The following is a 19,462-nucleotide window of genomic DNA, read 5'->3' as shown; positions in this document are numbered from 1 at the left end:
CTACATCCCTTCCTGGATACGCCGCACGGCGTCAGCGTTGGCATTGTGCTCGGGAAGCCCGAGCGGGTAGTGGCCGTCGAAGCAGGCGGCGCACAGATTGTTGGCGGGTTTGCCGGTGGAGGAAATCATGTCGTCAATAGTCACGAACGCCAGGGAATCGGCGCCGATGACGCGGCAGATATTCTCCGCCACCGCTTCATCGTTGCCTCCGGCGTTGTTAGCAATGAGCTCGCCCGGGCTGGCGAAGTCGATGCCGTAGAAGCACGGCCATTTCACCGGTGGCGACGCGATGCGGACGTGAACCTCCGCCGCGCCCGCTTCACGCAGCATCCGGATAAGTTTGCGCTGCGTGTTGCCGCGGACAATCGAGTCGTCGACAACAATGAGCGATTTGCCCTCGATGATCTCGCGCACCGGGTTGAGCTTCAACCTCAGACCCAGCTGGCGCAAGGTGTCGGACGGCTGGATGAAGGTGCGGCCCACATAGGCGTTCTTCATCAATCCCTGCGCGAACGGGATGCCGGATTCCTCGGCGTACCCGATCGCCGCGGGGGTACCGGACTCCGGCACCGGCATGACCACATCGCCGTCCACCGGCGCCACATGAGACAGGCGCCGGCCGATCTCTAAGCGGGCCGCATTGACCGTGGTGCCCTCCACCACCGAATCGGGGCGGGCGATGTAGACGTACTCAAACACGCACGTCTTCGGGGTTGCATCGGCGAAACGCTCAGAGTGAATACCCGAAGAGTCAATGGCGATGAGCTCTCCCGGCTCGATATCGCGGACGAACGACGCACCGGTGATATCCAAGGCCGCAGTCTCGCTCGCGATCACCCAGCCCTGCTCCAAGCGGCCGAGCGACAGCGGTCGCACACCGTGCGGGTCGCGTGCGGCGTACAGGGTCTTGCCGTCGGTGAAGACGAGACAGAACGCGCCCTTCAAGGTCGGGAGTAGTTCCCGGGCAGAGTCAAGGAGGGTGCGGTCGTCCCTGACACCGTCCGCAAGCAGAGCCGACACGACGGCAGTATCCGACGACGAGCCCTGTCCCTCGACACCTTCCGCTGGCACGAGCTTGCGGCGGATCGCCTCATCCTGCAGCGTCTTATAGTTCACCAGGTTGCCGTTATGGGCGAGGGAGACATCCGTGCCGTTTGGCGACGTACGGAACATCGGCTGGACGTTCTCCCAGTTCTGCGCACCCGCCGTGGAATAGCGTGTGTGGCCGATCGCCACATCGCCCTGCAGCGCGTCCAGGATCGCCTCATCAAAGACCTGGGACACCAACCCGCTGTCCTTGAACACCACGATGCGGCCGTCATCGCCTACCGCAATGCCAGCTCCCTCTTGGCCTCGGTGCTGCAAGGCGAAGAGCCCGAAATACGTCAGTTTGGAGACATCCTCACCCGGCGCCCATACGCCGAATACGCCGCACTCCTCGCGCGGCTCATTCTCCTCGGCCTCCAGATCCGGCAATGCGCGAGCGTTAGCGGCATCGATAGCATCAGCATTTAGGCTTTGCACGCGCTCAACCCTAGTGGATTCATCCACCTAGAGGGCAATCACCGGCAACCCGGCGGCGACCTCACCGGCACGGGAACCGGATGCCTCAATCCGTCCGTCCGCCACGGCTTCAGTGAAGTCCACTTTTCCCGCGGCCAACTGCAACCACACCTCCGGCGTCATCTCCACCACATTCGGGGGCGTGCCACGCGTGTGCCGGGGGCCTTCCACACACTGAACAGCCACGAACGGGGGCACTCTGAGTTCCACAGTGTGTCCGGGGAGTTCGTCGGCGAGGGCGCGCACGGTGCGTCGACAAGCGTCTGCAATCAGCTGACGTGACGGACGCGGCTCACCTTCCGGGTCCTCGATCCACCCTTTGACCGCATCTACCGCGGCGCGGGTTGCCTGGGGGTCGTTCTTAGGAGCCATGGGAGCAGTCTACGTATTAAACTCACAGAAATGACCGAGACAGCGGAACCTGTAGACAAGCCCTCATCCATCACCCTCCGATTCATGGCCGCCCCCACCGACGTCCTCCACGCCGGTGCACAAGGCGTTTCTGGCGGCCGCGTGCTGGAATGGATCGACAAAGCCGCCTACGCATGCGCCGTGCAGTGGTCCTCGACTTACTGCGTAACCGCTTACGTGGGGCACATTCATTTCACCCGTCCAATCCCGTCCGGCCACATCGTGGAAGTCCGCTCCCGCATCGCCATGACCGGGCGTTCTTCCATGCACATCGTCAACGAAGTGCTTTCCGCCGATCCGCGCGAAGGCGTGTTCACTCGCGCTTGCGACTGCCTGGTCATCTTCGTGGCCAAGGACCCGGAGACCGGCAAGGGCATGGAAGTGGCTAAGTACGTGCCCACCACCGAGGAAGAAAAGCGCGTCGAGCAGGCCGCCAAATCCCGCCTTCAGCTGCGCAAGAACATCGAGGACGAGATGCTGAAGCAGACCTACGACGGCGAATCACGCGCCCCGCGCGTCATCCACCGCTTCATGGCCAAACCGACAGACATCAACTGGGGCGGAAAAGTCCACGGCGGCACCGCCATGGAGTGGATCGACTCCGCCGGCACCTCCTGCACGATGGAGTGGTCCGGCGAGCAAACCGCTGCCGTTTACGCCGGCGGAATCCGCTTCTACCGTCCCATCTCCATCGGCGACCTCATCGAGGTTGACGCCCGCATGACCCGCACCGGCGAGCGCTCCATGAGCGTGAGCACCCACGTCCGGTCCGGTGACCCGCGCGGGGGCCGCGAGAACCTTCAGACCGCCATCCACGCAACCTTCACCTACGTGGCCACCGACATCGACGGCGCCCCGATGAAGGCCCGCCAGTTCGTCCCCGAGACCGACGAGGACAAGGCCTTGTGGGAGCACGCCGAGGTGCTCAAGGAGCTGCGCGAGGAGTACCGCCCCATGCCGCTGGTATCCCCGAACCCGTCGAGCCAGCGCACCGACTAGGGCGCATGTTCCAGCGGTAGGCGCGCAGCCGCGCAACGCTAAAGCGCCGAGGGGATCATCCCCCCGGCGCTTTTCGCGTAGCTACGGTTTCTGTATCTCTACACCGCTGCGTTCGGCGCATCCGCGTGCGCGAACAAGCCCGGCAGGGTTCCAGCCCAGGCGGTGCGCAGCGCCTCCATGCTGACGGACTGGCCCGCGGCCGGAGTGCCATCTGCGAAGGTGATCTCGCCGGTCAAGTTCGTCGAACCGATGACAGCAGCCGGAATACCCAGCTCACCAGCTTCAGCGACAACGCGGTCGACGCGGTCCGGGCTGCACGCCACGAGCACGCGGGATGCGGACTCGGAGAACAGTGCGGTGAACGCGTCCTCGTGCACGTTGGTCAGGTCGAGCTCCGCACCCTTACCGGTGTCCTTAAGCATCTCGAACACAGCCTGGCCCAGACCGCCCTCAGAGAGATCGTGGGCGGCGGTGAGGCCAAATGCAGCGCCGGATTCCTTCTCGTTTTCCGCCGAGCCGCAGAAGAAGTCCGCCAGCTTCGCCTCGTTAGCCAGGTCCACCTGCGGCGGAAGGCCGGACAGGCCGGCGCCGGAGATGTCCTGCCACACGGAGCCGCCGAACTCGTCCTTGGTCTCGCCGAGCAGGACCAGGACATCGGAGTCGCCGTTGTTGACCACGCGGTGGCTCACGGAGTGCGCTACGTTGTCGATGACACCCAGCACACCGACCACAGGGGTAGGCAGAATCGGGGTCTCACCGGTCTGGTTGTAGAAGGAGACGTTGCCGCCGGAAACAGGGATACCCAGCTCCTTCGCGCCGTCGGCGAGGCCGTGCACAGCCTCGCGGAACTGCCACATCACGTCGGGGTTCTCCGGGGAACCGAAGTTGAGGCAGTTGGTCACGGCCACCGGGCGGGCACCGGTGACTGCAACGTTGCGGTAGGACTCCGCCAGCGCGAGGCGAGCGCCCATGTTCGGGTCCAGGTAGGTGTAGCGGCCGGACGCATCGGCGGAGACGGAGACGCCGCGGCCGGACGTTTCGTCGATACGCAGGACACCCGAATCCGCGTGGCGCGCTTGAACGGTGTTACCGCGCACGTAACGGTCGTATTGCTCGGTGATCCAGTCGCGCGAGCACAGCGCCGGGGACGCGACGAGCTGCAGCCACGCGTCCGCGACATCAGCCGGCTTTTCGACGTCCACCTGCTCCTGCACCCCGTCCTGCCACTCCGGGCGCGCCCACGGGCGCTCGTAAACGGGTGCTTCATCGGCGATGGTCGACGGCGGGGCGTCCAGGACGATGTCGCCGTTGTGCTCGATGATGAGGCGGTCAGTTTCGCCGGTGACCTCGCCGATCTCCGCGCAGGCGACATCCCACTTAGCGCAGATGGCCTTGAATTTCTCCACGTTTTCCGGAGCCACCACGGCGCACATGNTGCCACTCCGGGCGCGCCCACGGGCGCTCGTAAACGGGTGCTTCATCGGCGATGGTCGACGGCGGGGCGTCCAGGACGATGTCGCCGTTGTGCTCGATGATGAGGCGGTCAGTTTCGCCGGTGACCTCGCCGATCTCCGCGCAGGCGACATCCCACTTAGCGCAGATGGCCTTGAATTTCTCCACGTTTTCCGGAGCCACCACGGCGCACATGCGTTCCTGGGACTCGGAGGCGAGGATCTCCGCCGCGGTCATGTTCTCCGCGCGCAGCGGCACAGCGTCGAGGTTGACGCGCATGCCGCCGTCGCCCGACGCGGCCAGCTCGGAGGTGGCGCAGGCGAGACCCGCGCCACCGAGGTCCTGGATGCCCACAACGACGTCAGCGCCGTAGAGCTCCAGGCAGCACTCGATGAGGACCTTCTCCGCGAACGGGTCGCCGACCTGGACGGCTGGCAGCTTGCGCTCCGCACCGTCCTCGAAAGTCTCGGAGGCGAGCACGGATACACCGCCAATGCCGTCGAGACCCGTGCGCGAGCCGAAGAGCATGACCTTGTTGCCTTGGCCGGATGCGAACGCGAGCTTCAGGTCCTCGACCTTCAGCGTGCCCACGCACAGCGCGTTGACCAGAGGGTTGCCCGCATAGGTGGCATCGAAGGAAGTCTCGCCACCGATATTCGGCAGACCAAGCGAGTTGCCGTAGCCGCCGACACCGGAGACAACACCCGGCAGGACGCGCTTCGTGTCGTCCGCGTCAGCCGGGCCGAAGCGCAGCTGGTCCATCACGGCGATCGGGCGGGCACCCATAGCCATGATGTCGCGGACAATGCCGCCGACGCCGGTTGCGGCGCCCTGGTACGGCTCCACGTAAGACGGGTGGTTGTGGGACTCCACGCGGAAAGTCACGGCGTTGCCGTCACCGATGTCCACCACGCCGGCGTTCTCGCCGATGCCGGCGAGCAGCTTCGCACCCATCTCCTCCGTCATGGTCTCGCCGAAGTAGCGCAGGTGCACCTTAGAGGACTTGTAGGAGCAGTGCTCGGACCACATGACCGAGTAGACGGTGAGCTCGGCGTCCGTCGGGCGGCGGCCCAGAATCTCGCGGATGCGGGCGTACTCGTCGTCCTTCAGGCCCAGCGCCGCGTAGGGCTGCTCCTGCTCCGGCGTCGCCTTCGCGGCCTCAACAGTGTCGTTGTGCACGTGCGGGTTCTTTTCCTGTGCGGTCACGCGAATCACGCTCCGATCTTCGAGATTTCGGCGATGGCGGACTGGATCAATCCCAGCCCGTCGGTGGACGGCCCCGTGAGCAGATCGATGGCGTGCTCCGGGTGCGGCATGAGCCCCACAACGCGGCGGTTCTCACTGGTCACACCAGCGATGCCGTTCATCGATCCGTTGAAGTTGTCGGTGTAGCGGAACACCACCCGGCCCTCGGCTTCCAGCTTGTCGACGGTAGCCTGGTCCGCCTGGAAGCGCCCCTCCCCGTGCTTGGCCGGGACGAGGATCTTCTGGCCAGCCTCGAACTCGCTAGTCCACGCTGTCTCCGCGTTGGCCACTTCAAGGTAGGTGTCGGTGCAGTGGAAGTGCAGCCCCTTGTTGCGGGTCAGTGCACCCGGCAAAAGGCCAGATTCCGTGAGGATCTGGAAACCGTTGCAGATGCCCAGCACCGGCATGCCCTTGCCAGCGGCTTCGACGACGGCGTTCATCATCGGCGCCATCGCCGCGATCGCGCCGGAGCGCAAGTAGTCGCCGTAGGAGAAACCACCCGGAACGATGACGGCATCAATTCCCGTCAGGTCCTGGTCCGCATGCCAGAGCGACTTCGGCTCTGCGCCAGCGAGACGGACGGCGCGGAGCGCATCAACGTCATCAAGCGTGCCGGGGAACGTGATCACCCCGATGGTCGCTGTCATGCTTAAGCCTCCCCTTCGCCCTCGCGCACGACGACGAAGTCCTCGATCACGGTGTTAGTGAGCAGCGTCTCCGCGACGCGGTTCAGCTCCTCGTCCGTGACAGAGTCAGCCACCTCGAGCTCGAAGCGCTTACCTTGACGGACATCGGTCACCCCGTTCACCCCGATGCGCCCCAGCGCACGGTGCACGGCCTGGCCTTGCGGATCCAGAATTTCAGCCTTGGGCATGACATTGACAACGACTCGTGCCATGAGAATCCTTCACAGTCTTGGGGGTCTGAAGACGCGGTTCAGTATATCCGACACCCCGCCCATTCCCTTTTTCTCACGTTTCCCGTCTCCCCAAAACGCCCAAGTGCTGCACCCCGGACCCGGCGCGGCTCTAACCCCGAGCACCTCTAACCCCGGCGCGTCCAACCCCGAGTGCGTCTAACCTCGGCGCGCCTCACCCTGCACATGGGCATGAATTAACTGGCATGGACCGTGACCGGCGACTTCTGGCCATAACCGCCATCCGATTCATGCCAACAGATTCATGCCAACCCTGCCCCTTCCAATCCGCCGCCCGACTCTCCTGGCCCTGCACCGACTTCGCATCTCCCCACACGTCCCCGCACCAGTTCACACCCGCCGCGTTGAAAACCGTTTTCATTACTGCTTAGATATTCCACATGAAGAAAAAGCACGTTCACCGCTCAGCCGCCGCCGTCGCTGCCGCAATGCTCGCCGGTGCGAGCCTCACCGCTTGCACCCCCGACAAGACTGGCTCCAGCGCGGGCAACCCCGACAGCTCCAGCAACTCCGCGGACCCGTCCAATGTCCTGGCCACCACCAGCGTCTGGGCCGATGTCGCATCCGCTGTCACCGGCAACGATGTCGAAGCAATCATCGAGGGCGCCAACATGGACCCTCACCACTACGAGCCGTCCGCCAAGGACCTCGCCCGCGTACGCGAAGCCGGCACTCTCGTCGCTAACGGCGGCCCCTATGACGCCAGCCTTTACACCGTCGCCGAGCAGGACCGCATTATCAGCGCGATCCCCCTGGTGAGCAAGGAAGAAGCCGACGCCCACAAGCACGAGCACGATCACGGTGACGACGGAGGCCACAGCCACGAGGAAGACGAGGCACACGCCCACGACCACGAAGGTCACAGCCACGGCCACACCGCGGAAGACATCGACGACCTCGAGCACGCCTGGTTCTCCACCGCGAAGGTCAAAGAGGTGGCGGCTGCGGTGACGGAAAGGGTCGGGGGGACGACGGGGGACGTCGACAAGCGGATGGACACCAACGACGAGAAGCTCGCCGCGCTCCCGCACACTCATGTCGCAATGACGGAGCCGATCGCCGCGCCGCTGGTGTGGGGCACCGAGCTGCACGACATCACCCCGGAGGGCTACCTCAAGGCGACGCTCAACGAGTCGGAGCCGTCCGTGCAGGATGTCGCGGCGTTCCTCGACGAGATCACCTCCGGCCACGTCGACGTCCTCATCGTGAACCCGCAGAGCACGAACAGCGCCACGCAGCAGCTGGCCAACGCCGCCCGCGAGAACAACGTGCCCATTGTGGAGATGCGCGAGACCCCGCCGGAGGGCATGAACTTCCTCGACTACTTCGACCAGGTCGTCGGCGAGCTCGCGGACGCCGTGAGCGCCCTGCCGCAGGACGCGGAGCACGACCACGGCGAGCACGAGCACGGCCACGAGCACGGCGAGAACGCCGCGTAAGAACGCGCGAAACGCGAACGGTAACTATCGATCGGTAACTATGCTCCACAACCGCCGGTTATGTGCGCAAACATGAACATAAACGGGCGGGGTTACCGATCGATTGTTACCGTTCGCCACTAACGCGCTATCGCCGTTGAAATCGATTTTCAGCAGTGGTTTGATCAGACAGTGACTTCTTCCGGTAACCGCACCCCTGCGGTCCTCGAGCTGCGCGGCGCCGCCGTCGACCCGCTGTGGTCCGGCCTGGACCTGACCGTGCGCCGCGGTGAGTTCATCGCGGTGCTCGGCCCGAACGGCGTGGGCAAATCGACGTTGCTGCACGCCATCATGGGTTCGCGCCGTCTCACCGCGGGCACCGTCGACGCGACGGACCGCATCGGTTTCATTCCGCAGCAGCACATGTTCCCCGCCGACCTGCCCGTGCGCGGCCGCGACCTGGTCTCGCTCGCGTGCGCGCACGGTGTCACGCGCCGACGGCCGCCCGCAGGCAAAGTCGACGAGCTCCTTGCACGCGTGGGCGCCACACGTTTCGCGGACCAGCGCGCGGGCCTCCTGTCCGGCGGCCAGCAGCAACTCATCCGCCAAGCGCAGGCACTCGCCGGCGAGCCGGAGCTCATGCTTGCCGACGAACCCCTCCTCTCCCTCGACCTCGCCCGCGAAAGGGACACGGTCGACCGGTTGGCCGACCTGGACGCCGGTGTGCTGTGTGTGACGCACTCCATCAACCCGTTCTTGTCGGTGGTGGACCGCGTCCTCTACCTCGGCCCGGAGGGACACGTGGTGGGGACGGTCGATGAGGTGATGCGTTCGGACGTGCTGAGCGAGCTGTACGGCACGCACGTGGACGTCGTCGAGGCGAACGGACGGATGGTGGTCTTGTGACGGGAGGACTAGATACAGCCTTGGACACCACGCAGTACCTGCTCAGCCTCGACTTCGTGCACATCACGCTCATCGCCTGCGCGCTGCTCGGACTCCTGTCCGGCGTGATGGCGCCGCTGATCGTGGTGCGGCAGATGTCTTTTTCCGTCCACGCGACATCGGAGCTCGCCCTCATGGGTGCCTCCGCCGCGCTGCTTTTCGGCGCGAACGTCGGAATCGGTGCAGTGGCTGGTGCCGTCGTCGCCGCGATCGTCCTCGCCGCCCTGGGATTCAGGGGGCAGCAGGACTCGGCGGTCGGTGTGGTGATGAGCTTCGGCATGGGCCTGTCCGTGCTGTTCATCCACCTCTACCCCGGCAACTCCAACCGTGCGCTGGCGTTGTTGACGGGCCAGATCGTGGGCATTTCCGGGCAGAACCTATGGCTGCTGGCGGGCACGACGGTGCTGGTGGTCGTAGCAGTCGCGGTGCTCTGGCGCCCGCTGCTCTTCGCCTCCGCGGACCCGGTCATGGCGGCTGCCTCCGGAGTGAACGTCCGCGCGATGTCCGTCCTCTTCGCTGTCCTCGTGGGTATCGCGTCCGCCCAATCGGTGCAGATCGTCGGCGCGCTGCTGGTCATGTCGCTGCTGATCACGCCAGGAGCGGCCGCCACGCAGATCACGGCTAGTCCCGTACGCGCCATCGTCTGGGCAGTCGTCTTCGCGGAGATCTCCGCTGTGGGCGGCATGGTGCTCTCCCTGGCGCCGGGCGTGCCGGTGAGCGTGTTCGTCGCCTTCATTTCCTTCGGCATCTACCTGATCTGCCGGGTCATCGGCGGGGTGCAACGGCGTCGCGTAGGCGGCACCACCGCTAGACAGCAGAGCGAGCAGAACAAACTCCGCGATCGGAGCGCACGGACCAGCGGAGAAGCCTAGAGGTCCCGGTAGTTCACCGGTTCCAGGCCCTCGCCCGCGGCGGCAACAGCAGCGGCGACAAAGTCGTCGCGAACTTTCTTCTTGGACAGATTCCTGCCTGACACGGAAAGTCGCACGGTGTTGCCGCGCTTGGCGCTGCGCACAGCGGCGTCGATAATACTGCGGCGCCACCAGCCCGCGGCACCGAAGCCCTCACCGACGGAGAGGTTGCGTGAGTAGACGACCTCCCCGGTGTGCAGGAAGTGGATGCCCTGAGTCGAGCCGGCGAGGCGGAAATCGAAACTGTGCAGGGCTTCCAACGTGCCGTCGGACATGCGCCAGCGCGGCGGAGCGAAGGTGTCCAGCTCGAAGCCGAGCTTCTCCATTTGCCGGGTCGCGCCCTTGAGCCGCAGCTTGGCCTCGTGAGCTTCGAGGTTGGCGAACTCCGCGCGGCGACCTTGGACAGGCTGGTCGAAACCATTGAGGATCAGCCCGCGCCCGCCGTCCATCTGCTCCTTGAGCCATCCGCGGGTCTTCGCGTCCTTGGCCAAGTGCCACTTCTTGTCGATGTGCGGCGCGACCAGCAGGGAGACCGGAATCGACTCGCGCTCAAGATCGCTGACAAGCTTCTGCACATCCTTGCGTGTCTCGTCGAAAATCGAAGAAACAGAGACGAGCAAGTGGCGGGACATGGGCTACATCTTACTTCTACAGCAAAGCCCCCGCTCGGCGAGGGAGCGAGGGCGGTGCATGCTGCGGTGCTTTAAGGGTTGGCCGGCTTGCTGTACTGCGACAGATCCACCTGCGGCGTCGGCTGCAGGTGCGAGGTGGCCGGATTCTCCACACTGGGGTTGGAAAGGTGGACGTCGCTGTCGTCCTCACCTGCCACGTAGGGGTCCTCGCCGTTGAGCACCCGTTTGACCTGATCGTGGTCGACGGTCTTCGTCCAGGTGCCCACGACCAACGTCGCAATCGAGTTGCCGGCGAAGTTGGTCAGGGCACGTGCCTCGGACATGAAACGGTCGATGCCCACGATGATGCCCACGCCGGAGATGAGGTCGGGGCGGAAGGCCTGCAAGCCCGCGGCCAGCGTGGCCAGACCCGCGCCGGTCACGCCCGCGGCACCCTTCGACGCGATGATCATGAACACCAGCAGGGAGATCTGCTCGCCCATGTTCATCGGCATGTTCAAGGCGTCCGAAATGAAGATCGAGGCCATGGTCAGGTAGATCGCGGTGCCGTCGAGGTTGAAGGAATAACCCGTCGGAACAACGATGCCCACGGTGGACGGGTGCACACCGAGGTGCTCCATCTTGCGCATGAGGTTCGGCAGCGCCGACTCGGACGAGGAGGTGGCCAGGATAAGCAGGAACTCGCGGCCGAGGTACTTGAACAGCTTCCACGGCGACACGCGGGTGACCACCCACAGGACGGTCCCCAGAACGCCGAAGACAAAGAGGAAGCAGGTGACGTAGAAGGCCAGCATGAGCACGAGCATCTGCATCACTGCCTGAATACCCGTCTTGCCCACCACAGCGGCCATTGCACCGAACGCGCCGATCGGAGCGACCCACAGAATCCAGCCGAGGATCTTGAACACCAGCTTCTGCAGGTGCGCAACGAAGTTGAGGATCGGCTCCCCCTGCTTGCCCATGGACTGGACGGCGAAACCGACGAACAGACCGATGAACAGCACCTGCAGGATCGACTCAGAGGTGAACGCGCTGAAGAACGTGTCGGGGACGATGCCCTGGATGAACTCGATGAGCCCGCCAGACTCGCCGGCTTTCTCGGCGTATTTCGCGCCCTCGGAAGGGTCGGCGCCGAGTGCCAGGCCCTCGCCCGGTTTGATGATGTTGCCCACCACCAAGCCGATCGCCAGGGCGAGCGTGGACATGACGGTGAAGTAGATCAACGCCAGTCCGCCGGTCTTGCCCACGGTCGCGGCGGATCGGACAGAGCCGATGCCCAGAACGATCGTGCAGAAGATGATCGGGCCGACGATCATCTTGATCAGAGACACGAAGGTGTCCCCGACCGGCTTGAGTTTGACGGCGAAATCCGGGGCGATGAGGCCCACGGCGATACCGGCGACCACCGCGACGATCACGCCGATGTAGAGCCAGTGGGTGTTGTCTTTACGCTTCTTCGGTTCAGCGATTTGGGGGCTACCGGAAGCTGCGGCTGGGGAGCCGGGTTGCACGGATGACATCGTGCCTCCTCTCAATGATGAAAAGTAACAAGTCAGTCATACTCCTCACCAAAGAGAGTTCTCGCATTGAGAAAGGCTACCGTGATTTATTTCACAGCGCCCGCCGTGTGCAGCGTCCATGCGTACTCGAAGGCGGTCTGCTTCCACTTCGCGTAACGCCCGGACACACCGCCGTGGCCAGCTGCCATTTCGGTTTTGAGCAGGAACTGCCCGCCGGTCGCGGTCGCGCGCAGTTTCGCGATCCACTTCGCGGGTTCGACGTACAGCACACGCGTGTCGTTGATGCTGGTCACCGCGAGAATATTCGGGTAGTCCTTCGCCGCAACATTCTCGTACGGCGCGTAGGTGGCCATGTAGTCGTACACCTCCGGGTCGTGGTACGGGTCGCCCCATTCCTCCCATTCGCCGACGGTCAACGGCAGCTCCGGCTTGAGAATCGACGTCAGCGGATCCACGAACGGCACGATCGCCTGAATGCCGGCGAATTTCTCGGGCGCGAGGTTGGCCACCGCCCCCATGAGCAGGCCGCCGGCGGAGCCGCCTTCGGCGACAAGCATGTCGGAGGTGGTCACGCTGTCGTCGATAAGCGCGTCAGCGCAGGCCACGAAGTCGGTGAACGTGTTCTTCTTGGACAGCATCTTGCCGTTGTCGTACCACAAACGCCCCATCTCGCCGCCGCCGCGCACGTGCGCGCACACCCACACCATTCCGCGGTCGAGCAAGCTCAGCCGCGCGACGGAGAAGCCGGGATCCGTCGACGCTTCGTAGGACCCGTAGCCGTACAGCAAGCAGGGGGCAGGCTTGTCGACATCCGCATCTGCACGCCTCACCACCGACATCGGCACCTTGGTGCCGTCTTCCGCCGTGGCCCACATGCGCTCGGCGACGTACTCGGCCGGGTTGTACCCGCCGCGGACTTCCTGCTCCTTGAGCAAGGTGAGCTCCCCGGTTGCAACACAGTAGTCCAGCACCTGGGCAGGCTGGGTGAAGGAGGTGTAGCTGATGCGCACCACCGGCGCATCCCACTCAGGGTTGCCGGCCAGGCCCGCGGTGTAGAGCTCCTCGTCGAATTCCAGCTCGCGGAACTCGCCGAATTCGCCTCCCGTCAGGTCGGCGACAGCGAGGCGGCCGATCCCGCCCCGTCGATAAGCGGCGAAGATGAAGGCGCGGTAAGCGTCGGTGCCCTCGATGCGGATGTCGTCGTTGTGCGGCATCAGCTCTGTGAGCTCGCGCAGCGGCGGAAGCTGCTCCCCCACCGCCGGTACCTGGCACACGCCGACCGAGGAATTCGGACCGTGTGCGTTATGCGTGACCACCCAGTGCTCGGCGTCCTCCTTGCCATCCTGCTCCAGGACGGCGAGGTCCACGTTGTACTCCACGCCCGGCTCGCGGGGCCAGAGCACAGCGAACTCTCCTTCGGGGTCGTCCATGGGCAGGACGCGGTACTCGGTGGTCAGCGAAGACGCGGAGACGATGAGGATGTAGCGCTCGGAGCGGTCCGCGGCCACGCCGACGCCGAATTTCTCGTCGGTCTCCTCGTAGACGAGCACGTCCTCGGCTGCGTCGGTGCCCAGCGTGTGGCGCCACACCTGGTGGGGGCGCCAGGCGTCGTCGACGCGGACGTAGAAGATGTGGTCCTCGCCGGCCCAGGTGGCGCCGTAGAAGATGCCCGGAATGGTGTCTGCGAGCAGCTGGCCCGTCTGCAGGTCCTTGACTGCTAGGTCGAAGCGCTCGTCGCCCGCCATGTCCGTGGAGTACGCGAGGTAGCGCCCCGACGTGCTCACGCTGGACGCGCCGACGGAGAAGAACTCGTGGCCCTCGGCGAGCGCGTTAAAGTCCAAGAGAACCTGCTCCCCCGGCAGGCCGGAACCGTCCTCGGGCAGCTCCGGCGGCAACCACGGGTCGCTGCCGTCCGTGACGGGCACGCGGCAGCGGATGCCGTAGCTCTTGCCCTCCTCCGTGCGGCCGTAGTACCACCAGTCGCCCTGGCGCTGCGGGACGGACATGTCCGTCTCCTTCACGCGCGACTTGATCTCGTTGTAGATCGCGTCCGTCAGGCCGTCCAGGTGCGCCGTCTGCTCCTTGGTGTAGGCGTTCTCCGCCTCCAAGTACGCGAGGGTCTCCGGGGACTCTTTGTCGCGCAGCCACTCGTAGTCGTCGACGAAGTCGCGGCCGTGGAAACTGCGGGTGATCGGGTGCTTCGCCGCGACAGGCGCGGCACCACCGGAAGCACCGGCAGCGCCAAAGCCAGCACCAGCGGACGGATTCGATTGAGAAGTCTCGGGGGTCTCAGTCATGCCCACCGAGTGTAGCCCCCGCGGGTTTCCGCCTCGTCCCCTAGAACGGCGGTCATCGGGCACCGGCAACACCAAGCTCGATGACAATTCCACCCGGGAACCGACGGAAATGTCGGCATCGAATCGGCGGCTAACTTCTTCGGTTATCGAACTAGCTGTGGGCGTTAGCCACAGCGGAATCGATCAGTTCCTTGAACCGCGGTGCCGCCCAACGCACGGTCAAGGGATTGATGATGGAAGATGCCGTGACTAGCGACTGGTCAGTCGCGGCGACTTCAGCGCCATTTTCGATAGCCCTGATCCGCGAGTACACAGGGTCTTTGTGCATCTCTTCACGGTTCGCTTCGTCGGTGTAGAAGGTGAAGATCAGGTCAGAGCTGTTCAGGGCATCGGCGTTTTCCTTGGACAGCTGAGCCGAGTCGGTGCCGGGTGTCACCGGGAACTGCTTGTACACATCGTCGACCTTCAACCCCAGGTTGGACACGAAAGCAACGCGCTGTTCACCGGGAAGGAAGATGCCCAGGTTCTGCGGGCCATCGTTGTAAATGTAGCTGAACGTGTAGTTCCCGTATTCCTCCTCAGCGTTCTCTTTGAAAGCTGCCGCCACATCGTCCTTGACCGACTGCGCCTTCTCCGGCTCGCCGAGGGCCTTCGCCACGACATCCACCTGTTCCTCCCACGTAATTGTCCACGGCTCCTTCTCGTACGCGACGGTCGGCGCGATCTTGGAAAGCTGGTCATACTGATCCTGAGTAATTCCCGACCACGGCGCGAGGATAAGGTCGGGCTTGTACCCCAAGACTTTCTCAGCGCTCAGAGCATCGTCGCCTTCGAACTGCTCCGGCAGTTCATCCCCGCGCTCCTCGACCGCCTCTTTAATCCACGGCAAATATCCTGATTCATCCGCGCCCCATGCGTACGACTGGATCGCCACCGGAGTGTGCCCCATGGCAATAGCCAGCTCGGCGGACCCCTGGCCGATTGTCACAATGCGCTCGGGCTTCTCTTTGATTTCAGCCGTTCCCAATGCGTGCTCAATAGTCACCGGCTGAAAATCGCCCGAAGACTGCGACGCACTAGTACTCGACGACGAAGCAGAACCGGGATCCTGAGTCTCGGCGGAACATGCGGAAAAAGCTGCCGCAGCAGCGAAAGCGGAAACGAGAACGGTAAGCCGTTTCATTGAGTGTCCTTTCATCCATAAAAAGTTTGTTTGGTCAGGCTACCCTAACACTCACAGTTCGTCTACACTGCTTCGCATGCGATCAGGTGCGACCCAGCAAAAGACCCGCAGGGGGCTCCGCAATCGCAGAAAATGGGGCAGCTTAGCGGGTCTTATGGCTCTTCTCGTGGTGGGATTCATGCTGAGTCTCGGAGTTGGCGCGCGCAACATCCCGCTGAACGAGGTCTGGCACTACCTCATTTCGATCGCAGACTTGCGCAAAGACATGGACACCATTTCTCAGGATGAACTGACCGTGGCCGCTCTCCGGTTCCCGCGTACATTGCTGGCTGTTCTCGTCGGCACAGCACTCGGTGTTGCCGGGGCACTCATCCAAGGTCACACCCGTAACCCTCTCGCAGACCCGGGCATCCTGGGGGTCTCCGCGGGCGCGGCCTTGGCAGTGGTCGTGTCTTTTTCTTTCCTGGGTGTGACAAGCGTGACCGGGTCAGCAATCGCTGCTTTCCTTGGAGCCGGCGCAGCCACCGTTTTGGTTTTCGCTCTTGCAGCCGTCAACAACGGACACATGAATCCCCTCAACGTAGTGCTCGGTGGAGCAGCCTTATCCGCGGTGATGAGCGCCTTGACCTCCGCTTTCGTACTGACTGACACCCAATCTCTCGACCAGATGCGCTTCTGGAACGCCGGCTCCGTGGCAGGCCGAGACCTCGATGTCTTCTGGGGAGTGCTGCCGTTCATCGGAATCGGTCTGGTGGCTGCTTACGCGACTGCTCCAAAACTCAATCTGCTGACCATGGGCGAGGATGTCGCTGAATCTCTCGGGGTGAACGTGAAGCGTTCACGGGTGATCGGCATGGGGCTGATCGCGGTTCTGGCGGGCACTGCAACCGCGGCGGCGGGTCCGATCGGTTTCCTTGCGCTTTTGGTCCCTCACATCGCGCGGGCGATCAGCGGTCCGGACTACCGCTGGATCCTCCCTCTGTCCGGCCTTCTTGGAGCAAATTTGCTGGTCTACGCAGACATCGTTGGCCGCGTCATTGCGAGGCCTGCCGAAGTACAGGTCGGCATCGTTCTGGCTTTCGTCGGCGCTCCGTTCTTCATCTGGATGATCTACAGGAACCGGGTGATTTCACTATGAGTGGAACGCAAATGAGGACATCGATAAGGGTTGGCGCAATGAGCGTCGCGTGGCGCCCTCGCGTTTTCTTTGCAACGGCTCTGCTCGCCCTCACGGCACTCGCAGTCTTCGTAATGGCTCTCGCGATCGGCGACTACACACTGCCGTTCAGCTCGATCGGCCAGGTCCTTCTTGGCAGGGGTGACGAAACGGATCGGTTGGTGATTGTCCAATGGCGCATGCCCCGCGCCGCGACGGCGGCCGGAGTGGGGGCATGCCTAGGGCTGTCGGGGGCGCTACTGCAATCAGTGACACGGAATCCCCTCGCTAGCCCAGACATCCTTGGAATCACGATGGGCGCGTCCGCCGCTGCAGTGACTGTCATCGTCTTTGGAACTGGTAGCGCGGAAGTGGTGGCCACTTGGCTCGGCGGCCTCGGCGTCTCTGTTTCGGCAGCAATAGGCGCACTTGCCTCAGCACTGGTGATTTGGCTGCTGGCAATGCGGCGAAGCGTCGACACGTTCCGGCTCGTGCTGTTCGGTGTGGTCATCAACGCGCTGTTGCAGTCATACGTGAACTACCTCCTCGTCAAAGCAGAGCTTCGCGACGCCCAAACGGCGAGTTTTTGGTTGACCGGTTCACTCAACGCTGCGAATTGGCAAACGGCGGCGCCAATGCTGGCCTTACTCGCCGTCCTGACCCCCGTTCTGGCGTGGGCCAGTTTCAGGTTGAAGGCCATGGAGCTGGGACCAGAAGTAGCAATCGGGCTGGGGTTGAATCCCAGAATCAACCAATTCTGCTTTATGGGTGTTTCCGCTTTGCTCGCCGCAGTTGCAGTCGCCGCTGCGGGGCCGATCGGGTTCGCAGCCTTCGTCGCCCCGCAGGTAGCCCAGCGATTATGCGGAGTTTCAGCTCCCCCTCTCGTTGCGTCTGCGTTGACCGGAGCTGCGCTGGTCCTCGGGTCCGATCTCGTTGCCACCCACGCGCTACCAGTGGCTCTCCCGGTCGGCCTACTCACTTCCGCGATCGGAGGCAGCTTCCTTGTTTACTTGCTCATTCACACGAATCGGAGGGCTTCAATTTAATGGATGGCATTTCAGTACGCGATCTCCGGGTCTCTTACGGCCCGAAAGTGGTTATCAACAGCCTCGACGTGGATCTTCCGGCAGGAAAAGTGACCACGATCATTGGTCCGAACGGTTGCGGCAAGTCGACCTTTTTGAGGGCTGTGGGACGGCTCGTTCCATCGTCGGGAGACATACTTCTCAGCGGCCGAGACATCCGCTCAGTGCCGCGGAAACAATTGGCCACGCGCCTATCCATGCTGCCTCAAACCCCAGTCGCGCCCGAGGGCATCTTGGTCAAGGACCTCGTGGGCAGGGGCAGGCACCCGCATCAATCCTGGTTCAATCAGTGGTCATCTAAAGACCACGATGTCGTCGCCGAAGCTCTTGCTCTAACCGGATCAAGTGACCTTGCGGAGCAGCCCGTGAACGAGCTGTCTGGCGGACAACGGCAACGGGTATGGATCTCTATGGTGCTTGCGCAACAGACTTCCGTCATGTTCCTCGACGAACCGACGACCTACCTCGACCTATCCACCTCAATTGATGTGCTCAACCTCGTCCGCCGTCTCAACACCGACCTCAACCGCACCATCGTCATGGTGCTGCACGACATCAATTTGGCAGCCCGCTATTCCGACAACCTCGTAGTGCTTCGCGGCGGTGATTTGAAAGCTGAGGGCACCCCGGCAGACATCATCTCGTCCACGCTCCTCCAAGAGGTATTCAATCTAACCGCCCTCGTACGAGAAGACCCCGCCACAGGTGGTCCCCTCGTTGTTCCAGCAGCACCCGGAAACGAGTAACACGTGGCCACTATACCATCCGCAGCGTTCAACGATCCGTTCATCACCACGGTTCCCACCCGCGACGGCGCAGAAGTATTCACCGCTGAAGTAATGGCGAACTTCGAGATTGCGCCCCACGTCCGCGAAATCACTTTTCACGCGGAAGAGCTGTCACGCTTCGGCGTAACGGGTCCCGATGAATTCTTCGGCTTGCTTATGCCCCAGCACGGGCAGGAATACGTACCAATTCCACCGCAGTCAACAGCGAACATCAGGGGGCACGTCGCGTCCCTACCCAACCATTCCCGCCCCGACTTGCGCTGGTACACAATCCGCCACTTGAACTGGCAGCGCAATACTCTGTCCACGCAGATCACCACGCACGGCGTGAAAACCGCTGCCGAAGCCACTGGACCTGGCTTGCGTTGGGTGCTTTCAGCCGAACCCGGGGACAAAGTCGGAATCGTCGCGGCGAGCGGCCTGTGGCATCGGCCGTCTTATGCCCCGTTCGAGCGCGCCGTGCCGCAGCTCCTCATCGGCGATGCCACATCTGCGCCCTCAATTCTGAGCATCCTGGAGTTTCTTGATCAGTTTCATTCTGCAGAACTCTCCCAGACCCACGTCGTGCTCGTGGCTAGTTCCTCCGACGACCACCCGCCGGAGATACTCAGTTGGCGCGGACGGGTAGCAAGCATGGAGCTACTTTATGCTCGCTACTCCGATCATGTTTCAGTACTTCAGCGCTGTCTCACCCATAAGCAAAGGAACGAGCAGGCGTTTGATGATGTCCGCTACGTGTACGCCTGCTGCGAATCAGCACTGGCTAAGCAGGCCCGCAGCTTCGCCAAGCACGAGCTGGGGATCGATCCGAAAAATATCTTCTGGAGCCCGTTCTGGATCCAGGGCCGACCGCGGCCCTGATGCTTCGGTCACTGCGTGGCCGACGGCCTGCATGCCCACCGAGTGTAGCCCCCGCGGGT

At 63.5% G+C, this 19,462-nt stretch carries 16 protein-coding genes and 2 pseudogenes; 8 read left to right on the top strand and 10 right to left on the bottom strand.

Annotated features, from left to right (window positions below; genetic code table 11):
* Window positions 1-1,500 carry an amidophosphoribosyltransferase gene (gene purF / locus CZ338_RS06955; RefSeq protein ID WP_087117583.1) on the bottom strand — a complete coding sequence of 500 codons (1,500 nt, stop codon included), beginning with the start codon at window positions 1,498-1,500 and terminating at the stop codon, window positions 1-3.
* A gap of 51 nt (window positions 1,501-1,551) precedes the next feature.
* The gene (locus CZ338_RS06950) at window positions 1,552-1,935 is read right to left on the bottom strand and encodes a sterol carrier family protein (RefSeq protein ID WP_087117537.1); all 384 of its coding nucleotides are present in this window, start codon (window positions 1,933-1,935) and stop codon (window positions 1,552-1,554) included.
* A 30-nt stretch (window positions 1,936-1,965) separates the two neighbouring features.
* On the opposite strand from CZ338_RS06950, the gene CZ338_RS06945 reads away from it, so the two are divergent.
* Entirely contained in the window at window positions 1,966-2,973 is a 1,008-nt protein-coding gene (locus CZ338_RS06945) for an acyl-CoA thioesterase (protein ID WP_087117536.1), read from the top strand.
* A gap of 98 nt (window positions 2,974-3,071) precedes the next feature.
* On the opposite strand, the pseudogene CZ338_RS06940 reads toward CZ338_RS06945, so the two are convergent.
* The 4 genes and pseudogenes from CZ338_RS06940 to purS form a co-directional block, all read right to left on the bottom strand.
* Window positions 3,072-4,406, bottom strand: a pseudogene (locus CZ338_RS06940) (AIR synthase-related protein); the annotation flags it as partial.
* Window positions 4,407-4,527: 121 nt separating this feature from the next.
* Window positions 4,528-5,604, bottom strand: a pseudogene (locus tag CZ338_RS06935) (AIR synthase-related protein); the annotation flags it as partial.
* Window positions 5,605-5,636: 32 nt separating this feature from the next.
* Window positions 5,637-6,317 (bottom strand): phosphoribosylformylglycinamidine synthase subunit PurQ, encoded by a 681-nt coding sequence (gene purQ / locus CZ338_RS06930; protein ID WP_087117535.1) that lies wholly within the window; start codon window positions 6,315-6,317, stop codon window positions 5,637-5,639.
* 2 nt (window positions 6,318-6,319) lie between these two features.
* A complete protein-coding gene (gene purS / locus CZ338_RS06925; protein WP_087117534.1) occupies window positions 6,320-6,568 on the bottom strand; it encodes a phosphoribosylformylglycinamidine synthase subunit PurS in 249 nt (82 codons plus the stop codon).
* 419 nt (window positions 6,569-6,987) lie between these two features.
* Between purS and CZ338_RS06920 the strand changes: the two genes are divergently transcribed.
* The 3 genes from CZ338_RS06920 to CZ338_RS06910 all read left to right on the top strand — a co-directional run bounded on the left by CZ338_RS06920 (window position 6,988) and on the right by CZ338_RS06910 (window position 9,842).
* Entirely contained in the window at window positions 6,988-8,046 is a 1,059-nt protein-coding gene (locus tag CZ338_RS06920; protein WP_087117533.1) for a metal ABC transporter solute-binding protein, Zn/Mn family, read from the top strand.
* A 171-nt stretch (window positions 8,047-8,217) separates the two neighbouring features.
* Window positions 8,218-8,931, top strand: coding sequence for a metal ABC transporter ATP-binding protein (locus CZ338_RS06915; RefSeq protein WP_087117532.1), 714 nt, complete (start codon window positions 8,218-8,220; stop codon window positions 8,929-8,931).
* Window positions 8,928-9,842 (top strand): metal ABC transporter permease, encoded by a 915-nt coding sequence (locus tag CZ338_RS06910; protein ID WP_204211897.1) that lies wholly within the window; start codon window positions 8,928-8,930, stop codon window positions 9,840-9,842. The genes CZ338_RS06915 and CZ338_RS06910 overlap by 4 nt, the downstream gene beginning before the upstream one ends.
* Here the strand turns inward: CZ338_RS06910 and CZ338_RS06905 are convergent.
* The 4 genes from CZ338_RS06905 to CZ338_RS06890 form a co-directional block, all read right to left on the bottom strand.
* Window positions 9,839-10,513 (bottom strand): DUF2334 domain-containing protein, encoded by a 675-nt coding sequence (locus CZ338_RS06905; protein WP_087117530.1) that lies wholly within the window; start codon window positions 10,511-10,513, stop codon window positions 9,839-9,841. The two genes, CZ338_RS06910 and CZ338_RS06905, sit on opposite strands and share 4 nt — an antisense overlap.
* 71 nt (window positions 10,514-10,584) lie before the next feature.
* Window positions 10,585-12,033, bottom strand: coding sequence for a cation:dicarboxylate symporter family transporter (locus tag CZ338_RS06900; protein WP_087117529.1), 1,449 nt, complete (start codon window positions 12,031-12,033; stop codon window positions 10,585-10,587).
* A gap of 86 nt (window positions 12,034-12,119) precedes the next feature.
* A complete protein-coding gene (locus CZ338_RS06895; RefSeq protein WP_087117528.1) occupies window positions 12,120-14,330 on the bottom strand; it encodes a S9 family peptidase in 2,211 nt (736 codons plus the stop codon).
* A 151-nt stretch (window positions 14,331-14,481) separates the two neighbouring features.
* Window positions 14,482-15,513: an ABC transporter substrate-binding protein gene (locus CZ338_RS06890; protein WP_235839487.1), complete on the bottom strand. Its 1,032-nt coding sequence runs from the start codon at window positions 15,511-15,513 to the stop codon at window positions 14,482-14,484.
* A gap of 154 nt (window positions 15,514-15,667) precedes the next feature.
* Here CZ338_RS06890 and CZ338_RS06885 point away from each other — a divergent pair, with 154 nt between their 5' ends.
* The 4 genes from CZ338_RS06885 (at window position 15,668) to CZ338_RS06870 (ending at window position 19,403) form a co-directional block, all read left to right on the top strand.
* Entirely contained in the window at window positions 15,668-16,651 is a 984-nt protein-coding gene (locus CZ338_RS06885; protein WP_087117526.1) for a FecCD family ABC transporter permease, read from the top strand.
* Complete coding sequence (locus CZ338_RS06880; protein WP_087117525.1) at window positions 16,648-17,715, top strand: FecCD family ABC transporter permease; 1,068 nt, start codon at window positions 16,648-16,650, stop codon at window positions 17,713-17,715. The genes CZ338_RS06885 and CZ338_RS06880 overlap by 4 nt, the downstream gene beginning before the upstream one ends.
* Window positions 17,715-18,500, top strand: a complete 786-nt coding sequence (locus CZ338_RS06875; RefSeq protein WP_087117524.1) for an ABC transporter ATP-binding protein — start codon at window positions 17,715-17,717, stop codon at window positions 18,498-18,500. The genes CZ338_RS06880 and CZ338_RS06875 overlap by 1 nt, the downstream gene beginning before the upstream one ends.
* Before the next feature lie 93 nt (window positions 18,501-18,593).
* Window positions 18,594-19,403, top strand: a complete 810-nt coding sequence (locus CZ338_RS06870; RefSeq protein WP_143341275.1) for a siderophore-interacting protein — start codon at window positions 18,594-18,596, stop codon at window positions 19,401-19,403.
* Window positions 19,404-19,462 lie beyond the last annotated feature (59 nt).

The sequence above is a fragment of the Corynebacterium urinipleomorphum genome (assembly GCF_900155535.1).
Taxonomy (GTDB): domain Bacteria; phylum Actinomycetota; class Actinomycetes; order Mycobacteriales; family Mycobacteriaceae; genus Corynebacterium; species Corynebacterium urinipleomorphum.
Note: the sequence above shows the minus strand (reverse complement) of the source record. Positions and strands in the feature narration are given on the sequence as shown.

What these genes read in the sequence shown, in the direction of transcription:
- CZ338_RS06945 (WP_087117536.1), top strand. Translation starts at nt 1,966, where the DNA reads ATGACCGAGACAGCGGAACCTGTAGACAAGCCCTCATCCATCACCCTC.
- CZ338_RS06875 (WP_087117524.1), top strand. Translation starts at nt 17,715, where the DNA reads ATGGATGGCATTTCAGTACGCGATCTCCGGGTCTCTTACGGCCCGAAA.
- CZ338_RS06920 (WP_087117533.1), top strand. Translation starts at nt 6,988, where the DNA reads ATGAAGAAAAAGCACGTTCACCGCTCAGCCGCCGCCGTCGCTGCCGCA.
- CZ338_RS06950 (WP_087117537.1), bottom strand. Translation starts at nt 1,935, where the DNA reads ATGGCTCCTAAGAACGACCCCCAGGCAACCCGCGCCGCGGTAGATGCG.
- CZ338_RS06885 (WP_087117526.1), top strand. Translation starts at nt 15,668, where the DNA reads ATGGCTCTTCTCGTGGTGGGATTCATGCTGAGTCTCGGAGTTGGCGCG.
- CZ338_RS06900 (WP_087117529.1), bottom strand. Translation starts at nt 12,033, where the DNA reads ATGTCATCCGTGCAACCCGGCTCCCCAGCCGCAGCTTCCGGTAGCCCC.
- CZ338_RS06870 (WP_143341275.1), top strand. Translation starts at nt 18,594, where the DNA reads ATGGCGAACTTCGAGATTGCGCCCCACGTCCGCGAAATCACTTTTCAC.
- CZ338_RS06895 (WP_087117528.1), bottom strand. Translation starts at nt 14,330, where the DNA reads ATGACTGAGACCCCCGAGACTTCTCAATCGAATCCGTCCGCTGGTGCT.
- purQ (WP_087117535.1), bottom strand. Translation starts at nt 6,317, where the DNA reads ATGACAGCGACCATCGGGGTGATCACGTTCCCCGGCACGCTTGATGAC.
- CZ338_RS06890 (WP_235839487.1), bottom strand. Translation starts at nt 15,513, where the DNA reads ATGAAACGGCTTACCGTTCTCGTTTCCGCTTTCGCTGCTGCGGCAGCT.
- purS (WP_087117534.1), bottom strand. Translation starts at nt 6,568, where the DNA reads ATGGCACGAGTCGTTGTCAATGTCATGCCCAAGGCTGAAATTCTGGAT.
- CZ338_RS06905 (WP_087117530.1), bottom strand. Translation starts at nt 10,513, where the DNA reads ATGTCCCGCCACTTGCTCGTCTCTGTTTCTTCGATTTTCGACGAGACA.
- CZ338_RS06880 (WP_087117525.1), top strand. Translation starts at nt 16,648, where the DNA reads ATGAGTGGAACGCAAATGAGGACATCGATAAGGGTTGGCGCAATGAGC.